The following is a 19,986-nucleotide window of genomic DNA, read 5'->3' on the forward strand; positions in this document are numbered from 1 at the left end:
GATCGATTCACGTTCAAATCACGTTGCCGAAAATAGGATCGCCCTTGACTTCGGGAGGTCAACAATGGGCAGACATGGTGGCGGCTTCTCCATCGCACGAGAGCGACTCGGCGGTGACACGGACGCAAGGCGGGCCGGGACCAGCGACCACCAATTGTCCGCTCCGCTGAGGGCCGACGCATTACCGGCCGCAGTATCCGCTCCACCCGAGCCAGGCATTTCAGGCTTCCGGCATTTCCTGTCAGACGTCGACACATTGCCACTGGAGAAGCGTTTCAAGGTCGACGGCGACGATCCGCTCAGGACGGACGAGAGCAAGGAGCGGCTGCGGAGCCTGATGGAGCGCCTGGCCAGACGCATGCTCGTCGTCCCGGTATGGGAGGGCGGACAAGGCCCGCTCGAAAATGCCGACATTCCGGCCGGATATACTTATCTCCTCCAGCTGGTCGCGCACGACCTCGTCCAGACCTCATTCCCGCTGTCGGTGCTCGAAAATACGGCAACCGGCGTGCGCAACGACCGGGCCTACCGGCTGAAGCTGGATACGATCTATGGCGGGGGTCCCGAAGTATGCCCGTTTGCCTACGAAGCCAGGCCGAAGGCCGCGCGCTCAAGGCTGCGTCTGGGTGGCGGCGAGGTCAACAGCGACGACCCGGTCGCGATGAATCCGAAAGGCCGCGACATCGCGCGCGTGGCCTGCCCCTGGGATCCGAATAGCCAGCCGCAACGGCTGACCGATGTCATGATCGCCGACCAGCGCAACGACGATCATGCGATCCTGTCCCAGCTCACGACGCTGTTCCACCATTTGCACAACGGTCTGCTGGCCAAGCTCTCACCACCGACGGCCGGCACGACCGTGTCCGACACGGCCGCGACCGACAAGGCATTTCTCTGCGCACGCGGCGCAGCCACGCTGATCTATCGCCACATCATACGCCGTGACGTGATGCGCAGGGTCCTCAACCGCAAGATCTACAATAGGTACAATGTCGATCAGCCTCACCTGCTGAGTGCCTCCTCCGCGCAGCACCCCTTTCGCGGATCGTCGATACCGCTGGAATTCACGCATGCCGCGTTTCGCTTTGGGCACGCGATGGTTCGCGACAGCTACCAGATCAATCCCGCCAACGCCTTCGCGCTCGGCGAGGTGCTGCGCGCGACGTCCTATTCCGCGCCTGGCAATATGCCATTGCATCGGAAATGGATCGCGAGCTGGTCGCACTTCTTCGACGTGCCGGGCAGACCTCGACCGCAATCGAGCATGCGCATCAGCCCTCATTTCAGCGGCCAGCTCTCCGACAGGACGCTATTTCCCCCGATCATGCGCGACGGCGCATGGGGCCTCGCGTACAGGGATCTGATGAGTGCCGCTTTCGCCGGCCTGTGGTCGGTGAACAGCCTCGTCGACGAGATCAGATCGCGCCAGCCCTCCCTGATCGGCAGCGATCCGCTGCTCGAGGATCGCGGCTACCGCGTGGCGCAGCTGCGAGCCTGGCTCGAGCAGAACCGCGGCGAGCTGACCGATGCCGACATTCAGACCCTCGCAAACGACCCGCCGCTGTCCTTTTACATTCTGTTCGAAGCAGCCGCGGGTCCCAATGATCCGGCGAAACAGGGCAAGACACTTGGCACGTTGGGCTCGATCATCGTTGCCGAGGTCATTTTCGGAGCGATGCTCGAAGGCAGGATACCGGACGAAACCGCATCGAGCCCACTCAGGGAGGCGCTCTCCCGCCTGTCGTCGCGCATCTACGCGGCCAACCGACTCGACTTCGTGCCGGAGCTCGACAACATGGGCGACCTCGTCCCGTTCGTCGCCGACATCGCAAACCTGCGAGATGCTGATCCGACGTTTATTTGACGGCCGGCAATTCCGCCGGTCGCACACCAAGGGAGATTGTCATGCAAACCGAGATGTTCGAGATTGTGAACTATGACGTCTGGGGCGACCTCGTGAAGAAGTGGGCACGCGATCCGACGACGCGCCCGGCCACCATCGCCGAATTCCAGAAACAGCTCGACGACTACGGCGTGATAGCGACATTCCCCCGCCCGTTCACCGAGATCAACTTCATCCAGCCCAGTTACAAGGACGGCAAACTGCTCATCAAGCTGCCGGACGCCGACGTGCTCGCCGAGACCGAAAAGGCATTGATGGGCTCGGCAAACTATCCGCTGCCGCTGTTCTACACGGACGACATGAAGGACAGCAATCTGGAGAACGACACCCCCGACGGCAGGCTGCTCTTCCATTCCAAGCGCGTCGGCGAGTACACGATCAAGTTCTGCGGTTGAGCCGACGCGTGCTCACCAGGCGTGATGCCTGAGGTCGACAACCGGAACGCCTGCGCCGCCTATTCCATCGCGCAGGCGTTCCCAATCCTCGCGTCTGGCAATCGGATGAGCATGGAGCAACCAGAGTGCGATCTCGCGGTCGCTGGGTGGTTTGCCAAACCACATCGCGCGGATGCCGTCGAGGAACTTCCTCGCCTCGAGGCGCGCCTCCTCCGTTCTTCCCAGATGAAACAATGCGGCCGCCTTCCAGCCCGGAAGCGTTTTCGCCACGTTGCTGGCGCGATCGATCCCCTCGATCGCCTCCTGGTAGTTGCCTCGCATGAATTGGAGCACGGCTCTATAGGGCCAGTGCAGCGGCGGCGGTGTCCACGATACCTTGAGAGCTTCCGCCACGAGTTCGGTGCCACGCTCGAAATTGCCGCAAAAACCCTGGCAGGAAGCCGCCGACAACAACGTCCAGGGATCATTGCCGTTGAGTTCGCATGCGAGATCGATATGGGCGCTGGCGTCCGAATATTGCATCAGCATCGCCTGCGACCAACCGAGGCAGAGCTGAGCCCGGGAATCGACGGGATCGAGCTGCACCGCCGTTCTTGCAAGCTCGAGCGTGGACCTCGCTTTGGTCAAATTGCGGAACAGGCCGGGAAAGACCAGATGCTCGGTGTTGTTGAGTTGAACCAACGCACTGTAACTGGGAGAGAAGTTTGGCGCGACATTGATCGCCTCAGTCAGGAGCGCGATCGACTCCCGCCAATTTTCGGCGCTGAAGCTGCCAAAACTCGCCTGCGCGCGGAGCCAGCGGTCATATATGTCCAGCGACACGTCCGGCGCCGTGGCCACGCGTGTCAGCCTCTCGGTGGACAGGTAGACGTTCACCGACAGCGCCGTGCGCTGAACGATCCTCTGTTGGACCTGGAACCAGTTCTCGAGCTTCAGCTCGAACGTGTCGCTCCAGATGTAGACGCCGGTATTCGTCTCGCGCAGCGTCAGCACCATGCTGATCGTGTCACCCGCCTGATAGGCGGTTGCCGCCACGCTATAGCGCGAGGCTGCCGCCCGCTCTCCCGACTCCGGCGGCTGCTGCGCGGTGCCGTCACCGACATACCATTCGCGAAATTTGGTCAGGCAGGCGATGAGGTGATGACGGAAACCGGTCACGAGATGGACGCGATCGGCGCTCACGCCGTTCATGCTGAAAGGATCGACCAGGATCGCGATCTTGGCAGCCGTCCGGGACAATGCCGGCGATTGTCGCAGCGTCTCGTCGGAAGGCGGCGCCGGGGCGCTGTCCCGCAACCCAAGTTCGCCCGCAATGGACACGACCTCGCCCTCGAATTGACCGTTCTTGATGTCGGCGATCAATTGCTGGGTTTTGGCCGAGGGCTCCATGCCGTATTCTTCGTCGAGGATATTCCACAAGGTCCTGTAGGCGCGGAGCGCGCCGGACAGATCTCCTTCCTCCGCGCGCGTCTGCATCGCGTAGCGGCACGCCTCCTCATGGGTCGGGTCGAGGCTGAGGATCGCTTGCGCCAGCTCGCGCCGGTTTGCCGCGGCAAGCTCGACGCTCCTGAGGCCGCCTTCAAGGGCACGCAGAATGCGATCGTGGAAGGTCTGCCGCTTGGCGAGAAGCCAGACGCGGAACGAAGGGTCGATATCGTCGAGCCCTTCGAGGAGCGTCTCCATCAGTCCGGGCGCACTCATCAGGGCTGGATGCGCATGTTGGGCTTCGGCCTCCCGCAAGGCGTCCCAGAGATCAACTTGAAGCCGGTCGCGCTCCAATTCGACGAGCATCTTTTCGATCTGCAACCCTTCGTATCCCGCTTCCAGAAAGGTCTCCCGCAACTCATGGAGGACCTGGCGAAGCGATGCACGCGCCTTGTACTCGTCGGACTCGCTCCACAGCAGCCCGACCAGACGCTCACGCGTTTCCTGGTGGCGGTCCGTCAGGGCCAAATAGCCGAGAACCGCGCGCGACTTTCGGCTCTTGATGCGAATGTCCCGGCCCGCGAATGCGACGGACAGGCCGCCCAAAACAGAAATTGTCAGGCTTTCGCGCGGCTTGGGAATTCCACCGTCCCTTGCAAGGGACTTCGGGAGAGGTACTCGAGCGCTCACTTCCGATCCGCCTCGATAAACCGCACTTGCGAAGTGCAGCGACTATAACAAACTAACTCCGCGTGTATAGGTGTCGCCCCCGCCGGTCCGGCTTCGCGCGGACGCCAGGCGTTCGGTCGCGACTTCGGACGGCTCCATCTGGAGCGCCGGCGCGGCGATCCGCACGACCGGAATACCGAACATGGGACGGGTCAGATCGACGGCAAACGTCTCGACGCCCCTGGCGGACAATCTCTCGATGAGCGCGTCAAGCTGCCGCGCCGGAGGGCCCGGGCCGAACTCGGCGATGGGCCGGCTTGGTGCGACCGGATGCAGCAATTCGCAGCTCGCCGCATCGATCAGTGTGCTGCGGGCGACGTGGCGACAATCATATTCGTTCAACGCCGCCTCGCCTCCTTCCCGCCGCTTCTGCTCCACGACGGCATAGGCCAACTCCATCTGGCACATCTCCATCAGCGCGGAGCGGACCGCAGTCTCGACGCTCAGGCGGGCCGCAAGCCCACAGGCGAACCCTCGTCCGTCCGGACGGCAGGACATCGCGACAATGCAGGGAACGTCCATGTCGGTGGTGATGTCGAGGAGCCAGGTCCGTCTCGTCGTGACGCCGCGGCGTGCCTGTGCCACCAACGCTGCGCCCGCCGCCATCGCATGTCCTTCGAGCGCAACCAGCCGTCCGCGAACGCCGCCGCGCCACCAGAGACTGGCGGCATCCCTCTCGACCAGCTCCAGCATCCCATGCAATGCGGCCGCCTCAAAGGAAGGTCCGGCCGCGCAGCCCGAGCTCAGGCTGAATGGCGGCGTGAGCGCACGGCGCTCCGGCGTGCGTCGCAGGCAAAGGTCTGCCGGAAACGGCACCGACCGGCCGCTCGTGAGCTGCCTCGCATCGATCCAGTCGACGTCGCGATGCGCGGACAATCGCATGACCTCAGTGAGGACCGCCCGCGATGCGGGATCGAAGGCGTCAAGACCATCTTCGATCGCGCCGCGCTGAAGCCGATCCGACGCCGTCTCGAACTGCGAGAGGTACTCGACCCCTTCCCCGACACATGATTCGAACGCCTGACGAAGCGACAGACCGGCACCGGACGCGCTTAAGCGAGCCTGATACGAGAAGGTGGTATCGACACCGGCCGCGCTGATGTCCGCGCCGAAAAACACCACTCCCGGCGCGTCACGGGAGACGAGCTGGAAGACATCGGAAAATCCAGCCGCGGCCCGGAGCAGCGCAATGCGGTTCCGCGTTTCTGATGGCTCCGCTGCTTCCAGCGGGAGATATTCGAGTTTCTCGAGAATGGCATCGAGGCCGCCGTCGCGGCCTGACGAGGGCGGGCCCGCCAGATATGCGGCCAACCGCTCGAACTGACTGGTTGCGTTCGGTGCGTCCATCGGTCGAGTTCCACGACCCCTGCAAGGTATAGGCCCGATCCCCAGCATGCCACCAAGGCCCGGCGAAAGGTCGAAGAAATCGTGCGATTTGGCCGCAACCGTGCGAATTCACGCTGGCTTCACGCCGCGGCATGATGATCCGGACCGACCGCAATGCTTTAGATGGCCGGTATGTGGAAAAATGGTTTTGTCGTTGCAATGGCTGCTGAACTCTCCTTTGCAGCCTATCACCGACCGATTGCGATCCAACGCAAGACCCGGCGATGGATCATCGTATCGCGCTGCGGTCCAGGCTCGGAATTCGTTACCATCGCAAGTGCGGCCGGCAAGGTCGAGCTCGATGCCGACGCCCCGATCGGCCTCGCGCCGATCAACACGGCGGTTGGCGTTCTCCTCTCGGAAACAGCCGAAGAGCTCACGTTCCTGATGGTCCGGCAGCAGCCGACCCATTTTCCGATCGCGGGCGCATTTCTCCCGACCGACGGCTATTGTCGGATTTTCGAGTCACAAGGTACGCTTCAGCTGCGGAGCGAAGGACGCCACGCCCACAGCGCGAAGGGCCCGGATAGCCATGCCCGCTGCGACATGCCGGATCCCTCGCCGAACGCGCGGCGCGCGCTCGGCTGGCACGTCGAGGCTGTCAGGCACCACTGGGTCGGCGAGTTCATCAGCTGAGCGTCGAGCCTTCTTGTCAATCCCGGTCGGCGACCCGCGCCCTGGAGCCCGCCAGCCAGCCCCTACTCCAGCTTGATGTTCGCCGCTTCGATCACCTTCTTCCAGCGCGCGGTCTCCGAGGCGATGTAGGCTGCGAACGGCTCCGAATCCACCGCGACCGGGGTGGCGCCGAGCTCGGCCATCTTCTGCATTGTCTCCGGCTGCTGCATATAGGCGCGGATCTCGGCGGAGAGCTTTTCGACGATCGGCTTCGGCGTGCCCGCGGGCACGAAGAAGCCGTGCCAGGCGACCGCTTCGAAGCCCGGCAGGAATTCGGCGACGGCGGGGACTTGCGGATCGAAGTCTGCACGCTTCGGCGTTGCGGTCGCCAGCATCGCAAGCTGGCCGGTCTTCACCTGCGGCAGCAGCAACGGCACGTTGTCGAAGGCGAGATCGATCTGGCCGCTGAGGAGATCCGTCAGCATCTGGCTCGAGCCCTTGTAGGGCACGTGCACCATCTTGGTGCCGGTCATCTGCTGAAACAGCTCGCCGGACAGATGCTGCGAGGTGCCGACGCCGGCCGATCCGAACGAGACCTTGTCCGGATTCGCCTTCAGATAGGCGATCAGCTCCGGCACGGTCCGCGCCTTGATCTTGTCGGGGTTCACCACGAGAACGTTGGGCACGACGCTGATCTGGGCGATCGGCACCAGATCCCTGTCCGGCTGGTAGCTGAGCTTGGGGCCATAGAGCGACGGATTGATCGCGAGCGCGGAAGTGCTGGCAAGGCCGAGCGTGATACCGTCGGGCGCGGATTTCGCCAGCCGCGTCACGCCGAGGATCGAGCCGGCGCCGCCGACATTCTCCACCACGAAGGGCTTGCCGAACTTCATCTGCAAATGGTTCGAGACCATGCGCGCGAAGATGTCGGCGGTACCGCCGGCGGCGAAGGGAACGATCACCGTCACCTGCTTGGACGGATAGCCGTCCTGCGCCTTCGCCGGCGACGTCGCCAGCAGCATCACTGAGGCAAGAACAAGCCACATCGATCTCATCGAAGTTTCCTCTACGTTCACTGTGTCGTTGATTGGCTGCCGCGCGCCGCGGGCGCGCTAGAACGCGACCTCGTACATGTTCAGGATCGCATCCCGGCTCAAATCGCGTGGATTGTTGTCGAGCAGGCGGCGAATGGCGTGCGCCTCGTCAGCCATCACGCCGAGATCATTCTTGGGCACGCCGAGCGCGGACAGCCGCATCTCGATGCCGAGGTTTTTGCAGAACCCATAGGTCGCCTCGAATGCATGCTTCGGATCGCGCTGCTCCGGCAGGCCGAGCGCCGCTAGCACCGCGACCGTCTTCGCCTCCACCGCCGGCATGTTGAAGGCCAGCGTGTGGGGAAAGATCACGGCGCAGGCGAGCCCGTGCGCGACGTGATGGCGGGTGCCGAGCGGATAAGCCACGGCATGGCCTGCGGTGGTGTTCACCGGTCCGAGGCAATAGCCGCCATAGAGCGAGGCCAGGGAAAGACCGGCGCGCGCCTCGCGATCGCCGCCGTCGGCCACTGCGCGCGCGAGGTAGCGCCCGACCAGCCGCGCGCCCTCGAGCGCATAGAGGTCGATGGTCGGATGCGCCTTGCGGCTGGTATAGGCCTCGACGCAATGCGCCAGCGCATCGACGCCGGTTGCCGCAGTGACCTCCTTCGGCACGGTCATGGTCAGGTCGGGATCGACGATGGCGATATCGGCGAGCATGAAGCGGCTCTGCACCGCCTGCTTGTTCTGGCTGACGGGGTCGGTGACGAGCGCGCGGGTGCCGGCCTCGCTGCCGGTGCCTGACGTGGTCGGGATCTGCATCAGCGCAACACTGCGGCTGGCCACCTTCTCCGGGCCGACAATGTCGGCAAAGGGCACATCGCTCGTGCACATCACCGCGACCAGTTTTGCAAGATCCATCGCGCTGCCGCCGCCGAAGCCGACGACGAGATCGGGCCTGGCCTCTTTCGCCATCGCCACCGCCTTCTCGAGATTCGGCAGATCCGGCTCGGGCTTGACGTCGCCGAACACTTTTACGGCGCCCGGCAGCGCCAGCGTGTCGACGCGGCGCGCATTGAACGGGTCGGAGATCACGAGCGGCCGCTTGGCGCCGATCCGCTCGGCGAAGCGCGCCGCAGCACCGATCGTGCCGTTGCCGAACTCGAGGATGGTGGGACGCTGGATTTCGATGGGCGTGAAAGCGTTGGTCATAGCTGGGCTCGATCTCATGACTTTGATGCAGAGGCGCCGGCCGCCAGCCGTTCCGCATAGTCGATGGCCTCGATCAGGCTGTGCTCGTTGGCGATGCCCTTGCCGGCGATATCGAAGGCGGTGCCGTGATCGACGGAGGTGCGGATGATCGGCAGACCCAGCGTGATGTTGACGCCGGACAGCTCCTGCCAGCGGCCGGTCGCGGGATCGACCTGGAAACCGAGCAGTTTGACCGGGATGTGCCCCTGGTCGTGGTACATCGCGACCGCCGCATCGTACTGGCCGGCGCGCAGCTTGACGAAGATGGTGTCGCCGGGTACGGGGCCGACGACGTCGAGACCGTCGGCAACGGCCTTGGCGATCGTCGGCGCGGACACGTCGATATCCTGCCGGCCGAACAGGCCGCCCTCACCCGCATGCGGATTGAGGGCGGCGATCGCGATCTTCGGCTTGGCAATGCCGAGCCGCAGCAAGGCATCGTTGGTGAGGTCGATCACCATGCGCAGCCGCTCCGGCGTCAGGCGCTTCGGCACGTCCTCCAGCGCGACATGGGTCGAGACATGGCTGACGCGCATGTTGCCGTGGGCGAGCAGCATCACCGAGCCGCGCACGCCGGTGAGATGCGCCAGCATTTCGGTATGACCGGGAAAATGATAGCCAGCCTTGTTGAGCGCTTCCTTGTTGAGCGGCGCCGTGACGATGGCGCCAGTCCGGCCGGCCTGCGTCAGGCGCACGCCCTGCTCGATCGCCTTGTAGGCGAAGCGGCCGCCATCGGCACTGAGCACGCCCGGCTTGATCGGATCTCCCTCGGCATCGGCTTGCAGGTAACAGAGGTTGGGCCATTCGCGATCGTCGGCCGTCACTTGCGGGATCGCGACGTTGACGCCGAGTGCGGCCTTGGCGCCATCCAGCGCCGTGCCGCTGCCGATGATCAGCAAGCGCAGATCGCCCGTTGCGATCCGGTCCTTCAGCCCGATGCAGGCCTTGACGATGATCTCCGGCCCGATCCCGGCGGGATCGCCCATGGTGATGGCAAGATGACGAGAGGTCATATCGGACTCTCCATTCTGAGCAGATGATTGTCCCGGAGCAGGTCGCGCCACAGCTCGCTGGGGCCGAATGCACCGGATTTCGAGATGATGTCGACGCCGGCCCACCGGCTGCCTTGCAGCACCGAGCGGGGCAACCCCGGCACGATACGTCCCGTCACCTGGAGCGCATGCGCGCCGAGCGCAATGCATACGGCCTTCAGGGTCTCGCCGCCAGCGACGATCAAGGTGCCGGGCGGATCGAGCGTCGCAATCAGCGTCGTCAGCTCGCGCGCGATGCGCTGCGCCGCTTCGACGCGCGACAGGCCATCCGCGAGCGCGAATTTCACCAGCGCCACGCCGTCGTCGACCAGCTTGCGCTGGACACGCGCCGTGCCCTCACCCTCGGCAAGCGCGATGGTCGCCTCGCCACACGCCGCGAGTTGTGCTGCGGTGGCGGCCTGGTCGGAGCCGAACAGCCCCAATACCGGCCGTTTCAACTGCGACGGCGCAGCGGCGCCATGACTGCGGGCAAGCGCGCCTGCCAGCCCTCCGCTTCCGCACCAAAGCAGCGGCCCCGGCATGCGGCACGCCATCTCGACAACGCGGTCGAGATCAAGATCGTTCTCGGCATCGAACACCTGAACGCCGCCCTGCGACAGGGTCTCCATCTGCCCCGGCCGCGCATCGATGCCGTCCTGTCTCAATTGATCCAGCAGATTGTCGCCGACGCGATGCCACTCGCCTTGCACCGTGCGGGCAAATTGCTGGCCACCGACGGTGCGGCGCCCTTGATAGTCGAAGGCTGGCGCGACCACGCAGGACGCCCAATGGCCGCTGCGCAGGCAGGCGCCAAGCTCGGCCGCCCACGCCCCACGCAGGAGGCTGTCGACCTTCTTGTAGGCGATCGTCGCTCCCTGGAGCTGCGGCGCCAGCCGTCCGACAATCTCGACGCTCTCGGCCTTCGATCGTTCGCGGGTCCCGCTGTCGATCGCGAGGCTGCCGGAACGTTGCGCCGCGGGCGCCTCCGGCCAGGTGACGTCGAACGGTCCGCACAGGCCGACGAACTCCGCCGCGGTGTCGAGCGCACCGGTGAGATCGTCAGCGAGCAGGCGGACATTCGTCATCGTCCTGCTGCTCCCGCGCCGAAAATCTTGCCCGGATTCATCAGATCGTTCGGATCGAGCAAGCGCTTGATGTCGCGCATCAGCGCGATGTCGAGGGGATCGGCGACACGGGCGAGCCGGCCGCGGTTGGTGATGCCGATGCCGTGCTCGGCGCTGATCGCTCCGCCCTGCGCCGCGGTCTCGTCATCGACGATTTCGTTGATCGCAGCCACCAGTGCGGCGGTAGCGTCCGGGTCCAGGCAATGCACGCGGTCGATCAGGGCGACGACATGGATATTGCCGTCGCCGATATGGCCGTGCATGACGACGTTCGCATGCGGCACGGCAGCCTTGATCCGGGCTTCGACATTGTTGACGAAGGCCGCCTGGCGCTCCAGTGGCACCACGCTGTCATGCGACACCACATAGCCGCTGCGCTTGTTGCCTTCGGACACGCTGTGCCTGACAGCCCAGATCGCCTTCGCCTGCGCGAGGTTGGTTGCGAGGATCACGTCTTCGGCGAGCCCGGCTTCCATGGCGTCCGCCAGCACCGTGGCAAGCGGCTCGTCGAGATCGACACCTGCGAGCGTGTCGGTCAGCTCAACGATCAGATACCACGGCGTCGTCAGCTCGAAGGGCACGGTGACGTGCGGCACCGTCGCGGCGATCGCCTCGATCTGTGAGCGCGACATGATCTCGAGGCTGCCGAGCCGGTCGCCGACCGCGCCGCGCAGGCGCGCCATGATCTCCAGCGCCTGCTCGACGCCTCGTAATTTCAGCAACGCCAGAGCCGAGCTGCGCGGCGGCGCGAACAGTTTCAGCACCGCCGCGGTGACGATGCCGAGCGTGCCCTCCGCACCGATGATGAGCTGCTTGAGCGCGTAGCCGGTGTTGTCCTTGCGCAGCGCGCGCAGGCCGTTGAAGATTCGCCCGTCCGGCAGCACGACCTCGAGCCCGAGCACGAGATCGCGCGTCGGCCCGTAACGCAGCACGGCGGTACCGCCGGCATTGGTCGCGATATTGCCGCCAATCTGGCAAGAGCCCTCGGCACCCAGGCTCAGCGGGAAATAGCGATCGACGTCCCTCGCCGCGTTCTGCACCTCGGCGAGGATGCAGCCGGCCTCCACGGTGATCGTGTTGGCAAGCGGGCTGACGTCACGCACGGCCCGCATGCGGTCGAGCCGGATCACGACATTGCCCGCGCGATCGTCCGGCGTCGCAGCCCCGCACATGCCGGTGTTGCCGCCCTGCGGCACGATGGCGAGCCGCCTCGCCGCGCAGAACTTCACGACGGAGGCGACCTCGGCGGTCGAGCCGGGCTTCACCACCGCAACCGCGCGGCCGCGATAGCGCCCGCGCCAGTCCACCACATAAGGCTCCTGGTCGGGTCCGGACGCGACGACGTATTTGTCGCCGACAATATCAGCGAGCCCGGCCAGCGCATCCTCAAGAGAACAGGACATCGGATCGTCTCGTCGCCCGCGCCAAGTCTAGACGGCAGCGGCCGCAAATGCAGCGGCATCCGCAAGCAGCTCTTTCACTTGCGCCAGCGGCAGGGATTCCAGCGGCGGCCGCAGACGCTGCCATCCGGCCTGACCGGTGCGCTCGGCAACGATGGCCTTCAGCGAGGCCATCTGCGCGAAGCGCGAGACCAGCTCGCGCGCCTTGACGATGCGCGCCTGTGCCGCCTTGAGCGCCGCATCATCGTCGCTGTCGCGAAAGTGCTTGTAGACATAGGCAAGGTCGCGCGCGATGAGATTGGAGGTCGCGGTGATGCAGCCCGCCCCGCCCTTGCGCAGTAGCGGCAGCAGCAACGGATCGGCGCCAACCAGAACCGCAAAGCCCGGGAAGCGATCGACCATCGCGGTCATGTTGGCGAAGTCGCCGGAGGAATCCTTGATGCCGACGAAGGTGGCCGGATAGACCTTGCGCAGCCGCTCGATCAGCGCATGCGAGATCGGCTGCGCCGACATCTGCGGGATATGATAGAGCACGACCTTGAGCCTGGCATCGCCGATGCGCTGCACGACTTCGCTGTAGGACGCGAAGATGCCGTCGTCGCTGACGCCCTTGTAGTAGAACGGCGGCAGCATCACGACGGTGTCGACGCCGACCGACAGCGCATGACGCGTCAGCGCAATGGTCTCGGTGAGCGCGGCAACGCCGGTGCCCGGAAGCAGCCGCTGCGGCGCGATGCCGCCGGCGACTACTGCCTCCAGCAGTGCGGCGCGTTCGGCGGCCGAGAAGGAGTTCGCCTCACCGGTGGTGCCGAGCAGCGCGATGCCATCGCAGCCCTCGTCGAGCAGGTAACGGCAATGCGCAATGAAGCGCGCATGATCGGGGGCGAGCTCGGCGTCGAGCGGCGTCAGCGCGGCGGAGAACACGCCATGAGGGTGCAGCGATGATGTCGACAAACTTCCTCCGATCGTCAAATCGATGTTGTTCGGATTGCGAACATTTGTTATGATCTGCCACGTTGGTAGGATCAGGCCGCCGCCGCGTCAAGGGCGACGGCTGTCATGGCAGGGCATTGGAGCATGGCCAAGGCGGAAAAGAAGGCCGCAAAGCGCGCAGCGGAAACGACGTCGAAAAACCCAAAGAACTACGTCGCCTCCGTCGGCAAGGCGTTCGCCGTGCTGAAGAGTTTCACCAGCGAGGCCTTCGAGCTCACCCTGAGTGAGATTGCCGCACGCGCCGATCTCGATCGCGGAACCGCGTTCCGCCTGATCCAGACCCTGGTCGAACTGGGTTATCTCCAGGCCATGCCGCAGAGCCGCCGGTTCCGCCTTGGCCTGGCCTGTCTCGACCTCGGCTACACCGTGCTGTCGCACGGATCGCTCCGGACCATCGTCGAGCCGCTGTTGCGCGGCCTCGTGCCTGATGTCGGCGATGCCGCCTCGCTCGGCATCCTCGACGGCGGCGACGTGATCTATCTTGCACGCATCGGCGCCGGCCTCGACCGCCACAAGATGGATCGCCGGCCGGGCTCGCGCATTCCCGCCTACAGCGCCGCGCTCGGCCATGTCATGCTGGCGCATCTGGCAAGGGACGAACAGATCGCGCGGCTGGAAGCGCGCCCCCGCGTCAAGCTGTCGGAGCGAACGCTGACCGATCTCGATGCGCTGCTTGCCCGGCTCGATCAGGTGAAGAAGAAGGGCCATGCCGTCTCCGACGGCGAGAATGCCTATGGCCTGCGCACGCTGGCAACGCCGATCTTCGACGCCCAGGGTCTCGTGATCGGCGGATTGAGCGTCACTGTCGATGCGATGCGCATAGACATGCCGGCCTTTCGCGACCAGGCGCTGCCACGGCTGATGCAGGTGACGACGCAGGTGCAGGATCTCGCGATCAAGTCGGGCTTGTCGGGCTGAGGGCGGTCTAGATCACGATGTGATCGAAATCGGCCGCGATCTTGCTGTTCGGAAAAATCCTTGCCGCCTCGGCGAGAATCTCTTCGTCCTCGTAACGCCCTGACATATGGACCAGCACGAGCTGCTTGACGTTGTTTGAAGCGGCAAACGCAGCGGCTTCGGCTGCCGTGAGATGGCCATAGTCCCGCGCGGTCGAGGCGTCGCGATCGAGGAACGTCGCCTCGATCACCAGCATGTCGGCGTCAGCGACACTTTTCGAAAGCCCATCCGTGGTTTCGGTGTCGCCGATCACGACGAGCTTCTTGCCGCCGCTCGGCGGCCCCAAAACGTCTTCCGGATCGATCGTACGATCACCGGTCATGACCGGCCGTCCCGCGGCCAGCTCTCCGCGCAAGGGACCGTCGGGGACACCAAGCGCAGCAAGGCGATCGGACAACAGGTGACGGCGCGCGGGGCTTTGGAAGACGAAACCAAAACTATCGGTGTCGCGGTGGCGGACCGGAAAACAGTCGATGGTGAAGTCGCTGGCCTCGATGAACCGCCCTTCGGTCAGCGCCGCGAATTCCACCGGGACCGGCGCCCTGCCCTCGCCCCAGATGCCCGCCAGCATGCGGATGACGATGTCGAGCGTCTCCGCGCCGCCATGTATGGTCATCACATCGGAGCTCTGCCGCAAGCGCAGCGTCGAGAACAGACCGGGGATGCCGAGCACGTGATCGAGATGGCCGTGCGTCAGCAGGATGCGGTCAAGCCGCCGGAAGCCGGCGCCACTGCGCAGCAGTTGGCGCTGCGTGCCCTCACCGCAATCGACCAGCATGCGCTGGCCGGCCACCTCTACCAGCAGGGCTGGATGGTTGCGCTTCGCGGAGGGAACACTGGCGGAGGTCCCGAGAAATGTCAGGGCGAACATGGTCACGCATCCAGCGGCACCTTGGTGGGCCTCAGCGTCCCCAATGCCATGCGAGCAGCAGCGCGTACAGGCCCATCAACGCAGCGTAGAGCGTGGCAAGAAGCGCGTAGCCCGCGATCTGGCGGCCGAGCGTCGCCTTTGGCGTCACCCACCAGTCCAACGCCCTGAAGGCGGCGGGCACGAGCCACCAGCCGAGCAGCTGGGTGCTGACGAGATTGCCGACGAAGAGCGACAGCCAGATCGGCACGCCGTGGCTATCGATCAGCGGATGGCTGATGAAATAGCCCCAGAGGTAGACCACGGGATAGAGCACCAGCAGGACAATCAGGTTGCTCTTCCAGATCAGCGCAGGGCCCTGCTCGGGCGCCTTCGTCTTGCCGGAAGGGAACCAGAAATTGAAGCCGTAGCTCGCCCGCTTCACGTTCATGTCGGCGTTGAAGCGCGCGCCCTCCCTCAGCAATGTCTGCCGCAAGGACGAGTCGAGCCACGCATTGAGGTTGGCATCGCTGTCGAACGACAGGATGACGATCCATTCGTCATGCAGGCCCGGAATCGGCCGCTCGATCTTATGGCGCAGGAAGCCCTTGAACTCGGCTTCCGCCGCCTGGATGCGCTGCTGCCAGGTGAGGAAGGCGTCCTCCAATCCAGCAGGCACCTTGAAGGAGATCACGGCGGAGACCGCGCTGTCGCGCTGAACGCCGGTGTCGGGCAGGATGTGGACATCCTCCGACCCGACGAAGTAGCGCTGCACCTGCCCGATCAGCTTCGTCCGCACCTCGCTCTGAAGCCAGGCGCGTGCGGCGGCCGAGCTCGCGAAGCGCACAATCGTCACCCAGTCCACATGCGCAGGCGGCTGTGGCGGCACCACCTCCTGGCTGAGGAAGCCGGGCCAGGACTTGAGCACCTCGCCGACCTCGCCGTTCCACCGCGCGAACGCGGCAAAGCCGTCGTCCGCGATGCGACGCTGGATGACGAGGGCGACCGGCTGAGCCGTGTCAGGTGATCCGTTCATCGCGGCGGTCCGCTTCAGCTCTTCTTGTAGAGACGCTTGCCCATCACCCAGGTCTCGTCGACGCAGCGATCGTCGCCGACCATCATGATGGCGAACAGCATGCTCGCGGCCTCGTCCATCGAGCGCGGCCCGCCACCATCGGCGATCAGCGACTGATGCCAGGGCTGCGCCGTCGGGCCACCGTTGGGATCGAGCGCGACGAAATCGGCCTCCTTGCCGGGCTCGAAATTGCCGAGCTTGTCGTCGATGTAGAGACCCTCGGCACCGCCGAGCGTGATCGACCAGAAGCCGCGATAGGGCGAGAGCTTGTTGCGCTCGGCCTCGGCCAGGTCTTTGCGCGTCGGATCGATGCTGCCGTCGAGCAGCGTGTTGTTGCACATGCCGACCTTGTAGGCATCGTCCAGCACGTGGATCATCGAGAAGCGATTACCGCCGCCCACGTCAGTGCCGAACGACATCTTCACGCGATGCTCGGGATCGGTGGCGCGGCCGAGACGGAACAGGCCGCTGCCGAGGAACAGGTTCGAGCACGGACAGAACACCACCGCCGCGCCCTTCTTCGACATGCGGCGGAATTCGTTGTTCGAGAGATAGACGCCGTGGCCGCCGGAGAATTTTGGCCCGACCAGGTCGAACTTCTCGTAGACACCGAGATAGTCCTGGCAATCCGGATGCTCGACCAGCACGCCGCTGCATTCGGCCGGGTTCTCGGAGATGTGGGTGTTGACCCAGCAATCCGGATGCTCGTGCTTGAGGCGCTGACACGCTTTCAGCAGCTCCGGCGAGGCGCCGAAGGCGAAGCGGGGCGTGATGGCGTAGAGGTTGCGGCCCTTGTTGTGATACTCTGCGATCAGCCGCTTGCTGTCGCGATAAAAATTCTCGGGCGTATCGACATAGTCGGCCGGCGCGTTCCGATCGATGCCGGTGAGGCCCGCGATCACGCGCATGTTGCGGCGGGCTGCTTCGTCGAACAGCTCTTCGGTCGCGACCGGCGAGGAACTCGTGAAGGCCTGGCACGTGGTGGTGCCGGAGGCGAGCAGCGCGTCGAGAAAACGCTTCACGCCCTCGCGTGCGTAGTTGCGGTCCTTGTACTTCATCTCCTCGGGATAGACCCACATCTGCAGCCACGGCAGCAACTGCTCCCCATAGGCGCCGAGCACGCGGGTCTGCGGCAGATGGATGTGGCCGTCGATGAAGCCCGGAACGATGATGCGGTCCTTGATGTGGGTGACCTGCACGCCAGGATGTGCGGCGGCGATCGTCTCGTAGGGACCGAACGCCTTGATGACGCCGTCAGTGACGACCATGAGGCCGTCCTGATGAAAGCGCGCGGCGGCCTGCTCGTTGCCGACGTGCTTCCAGGGATCGTCGACGAAGTCGAAGAACGTGCCGCGAATACCGACGGTGGTCATGAGGATGTTCCTTCTTGGGTCTGTGTGGCGTGCTGCGCCGAAGGCAACGAGACCGCGAGCAGCGTGCCGGCAATTGCGCAGAGGCCGAGATAGAGCCAGCCGATCGGCGCCTGCGTGGCTTCAGGCAGCACCGCCGCGATCGCCATGGCGCCGCTGACCGCGAGATAGCAGAGCGCGCTGATGAGGCCGCCGATCAGGCCGTGGTCGCGCTCGAACAGGCCGAGCGCCATGCCGTACATCATCGGGCACAGCACGCCGCAGCCGCCAAGCACCAGCGCACCGCCGAGCGTGATCGACGCAAAATCGAGACCGACGGTCATGCCTGTGACGGTCAGGACCGCAGCACCGGCGAGGAACAGCGCGAAGGCGCCGAAGCCCATCACGCGGGCCGGCATCCAGCTCGCGGAATGCGCGCAGCCGAGCTCGCCGGCGAGATTGACGCCACCAAGGCCGAGCGCAACGAGGCCGTAGATCGCCGCCGAATAGCCGAGACCGGTCTGGTAGAAGAACGGCGCGACGACGCCGAACGCCAGCTGCGCGCTCGCCGCCGCGGCGAACACCAGCACGAAGGCCAGGAAGCCGGGACGAACCAGCGCATCGCGCAAAATGCCGGCGGTGCGGCGCGGGTCGAACGGTGCGCGCCGTTCCGCGGGCAACGTCTCCGGCAGAAGCAGCATGACGATCGCGGCGACGATAGCCGCTGCAATGGCAATGATGACGAAGACGCCGCGCCAGGACGTCAGCTCGACGATGAAGCCGCCGGCCGCCGGCGCAAGCACAGGCGCGAGCCCCCAGGCAGCGCCAAGCAGGCCGGAGATCGCCGTGAGCTCACGGCCGCGAAAACAATCAGCCGCCACCGCATAGGCAACGACGAGGCAGGTGCAGCCGCCGACGCCTTGCAGGAAGCGCAAGCCAAGCAGCAGCGAGGCGCTGGTCGCGAGCGCGCAGGCGATGCTCATCGCGATCAGCACCGAGAGCCCCGCGAGCAGGACGTTGCGGCGGCCGAGCGTATCGGAGGCGATGCCGACCGGCACCAGCGCCAAACTCATGCCGAGCATGTAGGCGGTGACGGTGTTCTGCATCGAGGCGGAATCGGTTGCGAGATCCACCACCATCTGTGGCAGGCCGGGCGTGTAGGCATCGAGCGGGATCTGGCTGAACGGCACGACGCACAGCAGGATCGGTACGATCCCGCTCCTGGCGCGACCGGCGTCCGAAGCAAGTGCAGTCATGGCTCACGCCCCCTCGATTCCCGCGGGTCCCGTCTTTTCGTGCGCGCAATGAGACGCGACGATGCGGGTTGCGGATTTGACGCGCGGGAGCGTGCCAGAACTGTGTGTAAAAATTCTTAGGAGGTCCGCTTCAATGCGGACGGCCGGGACGGTTCAAACTAAAAAACGTGAAAACAACCCCATGCACAGTACAAATCACTGAAGAATTTCGCGCCGCATGGGTGCGGCCTTGCCAGCGAGGGCGTTTGACACGTCGGGCAAAACAGGAGGAGAATTGCATCATCCCGAAATCGCGAATTCGCCGCCGAGCCGACGCCGTTAACCGTTCGGAAGGCATCGCCGCTTCGAAGCGTGGCTGTCGATCAGGGCAAGAAACCCTCGAGAGCTCCGAGAAACTGGCGCGGCGATTGAAGCTGCGGCACGTGCGCGCAACCCTCGAGGATCTTGAGCTCGGCGCGCGGCAATCCGGCGGCCAGCTCATGCGACATCGGCGGAGGCGTCGCTTCGTCGTGCTCGCCGACCAGGACGAGGGTCGGCACTTTCACCGCGGAAAGTTCTGAGCGGAGATCGAGGCTTGCCAACGCGTCGCACGCAGCGCGAAACACATCAGGATCCGTCCGCAGGAACGCCGCACGGCGATCCTGCATCAGTTCCGGGTGCTGCGCCTGAAATTCTGGCGCGAACAGGCGACGCATCGCGACGTCGGTGATCGCCTCCAGGCCTTTCTCGCGCGATGCCTTCGCCATGTTGCGAAACGCGTCGCGGCCGGGCTCCGAGAATGCTGCGCCGCTGTCGGCGAGAACAAGCTTGCTGGCGATCTCGGGATGACGGATCGCCATCTGCAAGGCGACGAAGCCACCGTAGCCGTTGCCGAGCACGATCGCCGGCGCGCCGGCCGCAGCATCCCTCACGGCCTCGGCCATCCGGTCCGCGATGGCGGCAAGTCCACCTTCGACCGCACGTGAGCGGCCGAACCCCGGCAATTCCGGCACGATGGTCCGAAACGATTTTTCGAGGTCAGGCACGATCGCGTCAAAACTCGCGCGATCCGACAGCAGCGAGTGGAACAGGAACAGCGGCGGCCCCTCGCCCGATTGCGCGGCGTTGACGGTCCCGTTGGCAAGAAGCCTGTCCATGTCCGGTCTTTCCTTCAACTTTATCGGTCGTTTGCATGCCGTGGAGGCCCTGACTGATAAATCAACTGTCAGGGAATTCAAGC

The 19,986-nt window shown here is 65.0% G+C and carries 17 protein-coding genes; 4 read left to right on the forward strand and 13 right to left on the reverse strand.

Annotated features, from left to right (window positions below; genetic code table 11):
* Positions 1 to 64: 64 nt before the first annotated feature.
* Both B5V03_RS27325 and B5V03_RS27330 read left to right on the forward strand, forming a co-directional pair.
* Positions 65 to 1,864, forward strand: coding sequence for a peroxidase family protein (locus B5V03_RS27325; RefSeq protein ID WP_129273448.1), 1,800 nt, complete (start codon positions 65 to 67; stop codon positions 1,862 to 1,864).
* A 41-nt stretch (positions 1,865 to 1,905) separates the two neighbouring features.
* On the forward strand, positions 1,906 to 2,298 hold the full coding sequence (locus tag B5V03_RS27330) for a hypothetical protein (RefSeq protein ID WP_129273449.1): 393 nt from the start codon (positions 1,906 to 1,908) through the stop codon (positions 2,296 to 2,298).
* 12 nt (positions 2,299 to 2,310) lie between these two features.
* Here the strand turns inward: B5V03_RS27330 and B5V03_RS27335 are convergent, their stop codons facing one another.
* Positions 2,311 to 4,329 (reverse strand): BTAD domain-containing putative transcriptional regulator, encoded by a 2,019-nt coding sequence (locus tag B5V03_RS27335; protein WP_129273450.1) that lies wholly within the window; start codon positions 4,327 to 4,329, stop codon positions 2,311 to 2,313.
* A gap of 126 nt (positions 4,330 to 4,455) precedes the next feature.
* Positions 4,456 to 5,574: a YcaO-like family protein gene (locus B5V03_RS27340; RefSeq protein ID WP_164988316.1), complete on the reverse strand. Its 1,119-nt coding sequence runs from the start codon at positions 5,572 to 5,574 to the stop codon at positions 4,456 to 4,458.
* 423 nt (positions 5,575 to 5,997) lie between these two features.
* Here B5V03_RS27340 and B5V03_RS27345 point away from each other — a divergent pair, with 423 nt between their 5' ends.
* Positions 5,998 to 6,474, forward strand: coding sequence for a hypothetical protein (locus B5V03_RS27345; RefSeq protein ID WP_129273452.1), 477 nt, complete (start codon positions 5,998 to 6,000; stop codon positions 6,472 to 6,474).
* Between the two features lie 62 nt (positions 6,475 to 6,536).
* Here the strand turns inward: B5V03_RS27345 and B5V03_RS27350 are convergent, their stop codons facing one another.
* Genes B5V03_RS27350 through B5V03_RS27375 form a run of 6 tightly spaced genes read right to left on the reverse strand, consistent with a single transcriptional unit; the run spans position 6,537 to position 13,244 of the window.
* Positions 6,537 to 7,508 (reverse strand): Bug family tripartite tricarboxylate transporter substrate binding protein, encoded by a 972-nt coding sequence (locus B5V03_RS27350; RefSeq protein ID WP_164988317.1) that lies wholly within the window; start codon positions 7,506 to 7,508, stop codon positions 6,537 to 6,539.
* A gap of 57 nt (positions 7,509 to 7,565) precedes the next feature.
* Positions 7,566 to 8,696, reverse strand: a complete 1,131-nt coding sequence (locus tag B5V03_RS27355; protein ID WP_129273454.1) for an iron-containing alcohol dehydrogenase — start codon at positions 8,694 to 8,696, stop codon at positions 7,566 to 7,568.
* A 14-nt stretch (positions 8,697 to 8,710) separates the two neighbouring features.
* Positions 8,711 to 9,748: a 4-hydroxythreonine-4-phosphate dehydrogenase PdxA gene (gene pdxA, locus B5V03_RS27360; RefSeq protein WP_129273455.1), complete on the reverse strand. Its 1,038-nt coding sequence runs from the start codon at positions 9,746 to 9,748 to the stop codon at positions 8,711 to 8,713.
* Positions 9,745 to 10,851 (reverse strand): four-carbon acid sugar kinase family protein, encoded by a 1,107-nt coding sequence (locus tag B5V03_RS27365; RefSeq protein ID WP_129273456.1) that lies wholly within the window; start codon positions 10,849 to 10,851, stop codon positions 9,745 to 9,747. Before B5V03_RS27365 ends, pdxA begins: the two co-directional genes overlap by 4 nt.
* Complete coding sequence (locus B5V03_RS27370; protein ID WP_129273457.1) at positions 10,848 to 12,293, reverse strand: FAD-binding oxidoreductase; 1,446 nt, start codon at positions 12,291 to 12,293, stop codon at positions 10,848 to 10,850. Before B5V03_RS27370 ends, B5V03_RS27365 begins: the two co-directional genes overlap by 4 nt.
* 27 nt (positions 12,294 to 12,320) lie before the next feature.
* Complete coding sequence (locus B5V03_RS27375) at positions 12,321 to 13,244, reverse strand: dihydrodipicolinate synthase family protein (RefSeq protein ID WP_164988318.1); 924 nt, start codon at positions 13,242 to 13,244, stop codon at positions 12,321 to 12,323.
* A 123-nt stretch (positions 13,245 to 13,367) separates the two neighbouring features.
* Here B5V03_RS27375 and B5V03_RS27380 point away from each other — a divergent pair, with 123 nt between their 5' ends.
* Positions 13,368 to 14,201, forward strand: a complete 834-nt coding sequence (locus B5V03_RS27380) for an IclR family transcriptional regulator (RefSeq protein WP_129273458.1) — start codon at positions 13,368 to 13,370, stop codon at positions 14,199 to 14,201.
* Between the two features lie 7 nt (positions 14,202 to 14,208).
* On the opposite strand, the gene rnz is transcribed toward B5V03_RS27380, so the two are convergent.
* The 5 genes from rnz to B5V03_RS27405 form a co-directional block, all read right to left on the reverse strand.
* Positions 14,209 to 15,111 (reverse strand): ribonuclease Z, encoded by a 903-nt coding sequence (gene rnz / locus B5V03_RS27385; protein ID WP_129273459.1) that lies wholly within the window; start codon positions 15,109 to 15,111, stop codon positions 14,209 to 14,211.
* Positions 15,112 to 15,142: 31 nt separating this feature from the next.
* Positions 15,143 to 16,123 carry an antibiotic biosynthesis monooxygenase gene (locus tag B5V03_RS27390; protein ID WP_129273460.1) on the reverse strand — a complete coding sequence of 327 codons (981 nt, stop codon included), beginning with the start codon at positions 16,121 to 16,123 and terminating at the stop codon, positions 15,143 to 15,145.
* 14 nt (positions 16,124 to 16,137) lie between these two features.
* Positions 16,138 to 17,535 (reverse strand): guanine deaminase, encoded by a 1,398-nt coding sequence (gene guaD / locus B5V03_RS27395; RefSeq protein ID WP_129273461.1) that lies wholly within the window; start codon positions 17,533 to 17,535, stop codon positions 16,138 to 16,140.
* Positions 17,532 to 18,767 (reverse strand): multidrug effflux MFS transporter, encoded by a 1,236-nt coding sequence (locus B5V03_RS27400; protein WP_129273462.1) that lies wholly within the window; start codon positions 18,765 to 18,767, stop codon positions 17,532 to 17,534. Before B5V03_RS27400 ends, guaD begins: the two co-directional genes overlap by 4 nt.
* 362 nt (positions 18,768 to 19,129) lie before the next feature.
* Positions 19,130 to 19,903: an alpha/beta fold hydrolase gene (locus B5V03_RS27405; protein WP_164988319.1), complete on the reverse strand. Its 774-nt coding sequence runs from the start codon at positions 19,901 to 19,903 to the stop codon at positions 19,130 to 19,132.
* Positions 19,904 to 19,986 lie beyond the last annotated feature (83 nt).

Origin of the sequence: Bradyrhizobium betae, assembly GCF_004123905.1 — a bacterium.
GTDB classification, from domain to species: Bacteria; Pseudomonadota; Alphaproteobacteria; order Rhizobiales; family Xanthobacteraceae; genus Bradyrhizobium; species Bradyrhizobium betae_A.

Excerpts from the sequence above, each read along its gene's own strand:
- B5V03_RS27325 (WP_129273448.1), top strand. The coding sequence starts at position 65 with ATGGGCAGACATGGTGGCGGCTTCTCCATCGCACGAGAGCGACTCGGC.
- B5V03_RS27330 (WP_129273449.1), top strand. The coding sequence starts at position 1,906 with ATGCAAACCGAGATGTTCGAGATTGTGAACTATGACGTCTGGGGCGAC.
- B5V03_RS27345 (WP_129273452.1), top strand. The coding sequence starts at position 5,998 with ATGGCTGCTGAACTCTCCTTTGCAGCCTATCACCGACCGATTGCGATC.
- B5V03_RS27350 (WP_164988317.1), bottom strand. The coding sequence starts at position 7,508 with ATGAGATCGATGTGGCTTGTTCTTGCCTCAGTGATGCTGCTGGCGACG.
- B5V03_RS27355 (WP_129273454.1), bottom strand. The coding sequence starts at position 8,696 with ATGACCAACGCTTTCACGCCCATCGAAATCCAGCGTCCCACCATCCTC.
- pdxA (WP_129273455.1), bottom strand. The coding sequence starts at position 9,748 with ATGACCTCTCGTCATCTTGCCATCACCATGGGCGATCCCGCCGGGATC.
- B5V03_RS27365 (WP_129273456.1), bottom strand. The coding sequence starts at position 10,851 with ATGACGAATGTCCGCCTGCTCGCTGACGATCTCACCGGTGCGCTCGAC.
- B5V03_RS27370 (WP_129273457.1), bottom strand. The coding sequence starts at position 12,293 with ATGTCCTGTTCTCTTGAGGATGCGCTGGCCGGGCTCGCTGATATTGTC.
- B5V03_RS27380 (WP_129273458.1), top strand. The coding sequence starts at position 13,368 with ATGGCCAAGGCGGAAAAGAAGGCCGCAAAGCGCGCAGCGGAAACGACG.
- rnz (WP_129273459.1), bottom strand. The coding sequence starts at position 15,111 with ATGTTCGCCCTGACATTTCTCGGGACCTCCGCCAGTGTTCCCTCCGCG.
- B5V03_RS27390 (WP_129273460.1), bottom strand. The coding sequence starts at position 16,123 with ATGAACGGATCACCTGACACGGCTCAGCCGGTCGCCCTCGTCATCCAG.
- guaD (WP_129273461.1), bottom strand. The coding sequence starts at position 17,535 with ATGACCACCGTCGGTATTCGCGGCACGTTCTTCGACTTCGTCGACGAT.
- B5V03_RS27400 (WP_129273462.1), bottom strand. The coding sequence starts at position 18,767 with ATGACTGCACTTGCTTCGGACGCCGGTCGCGCCAGGAGCGGGATCGTA.
- B5V03_RS27405 (WP_164988319.1), bottom strand. The coding sequence starts at position 19,903 with ATGGACAGGCTTCTTGCCAACGGGACCGTCAACGCCGCGCAATCGGGC.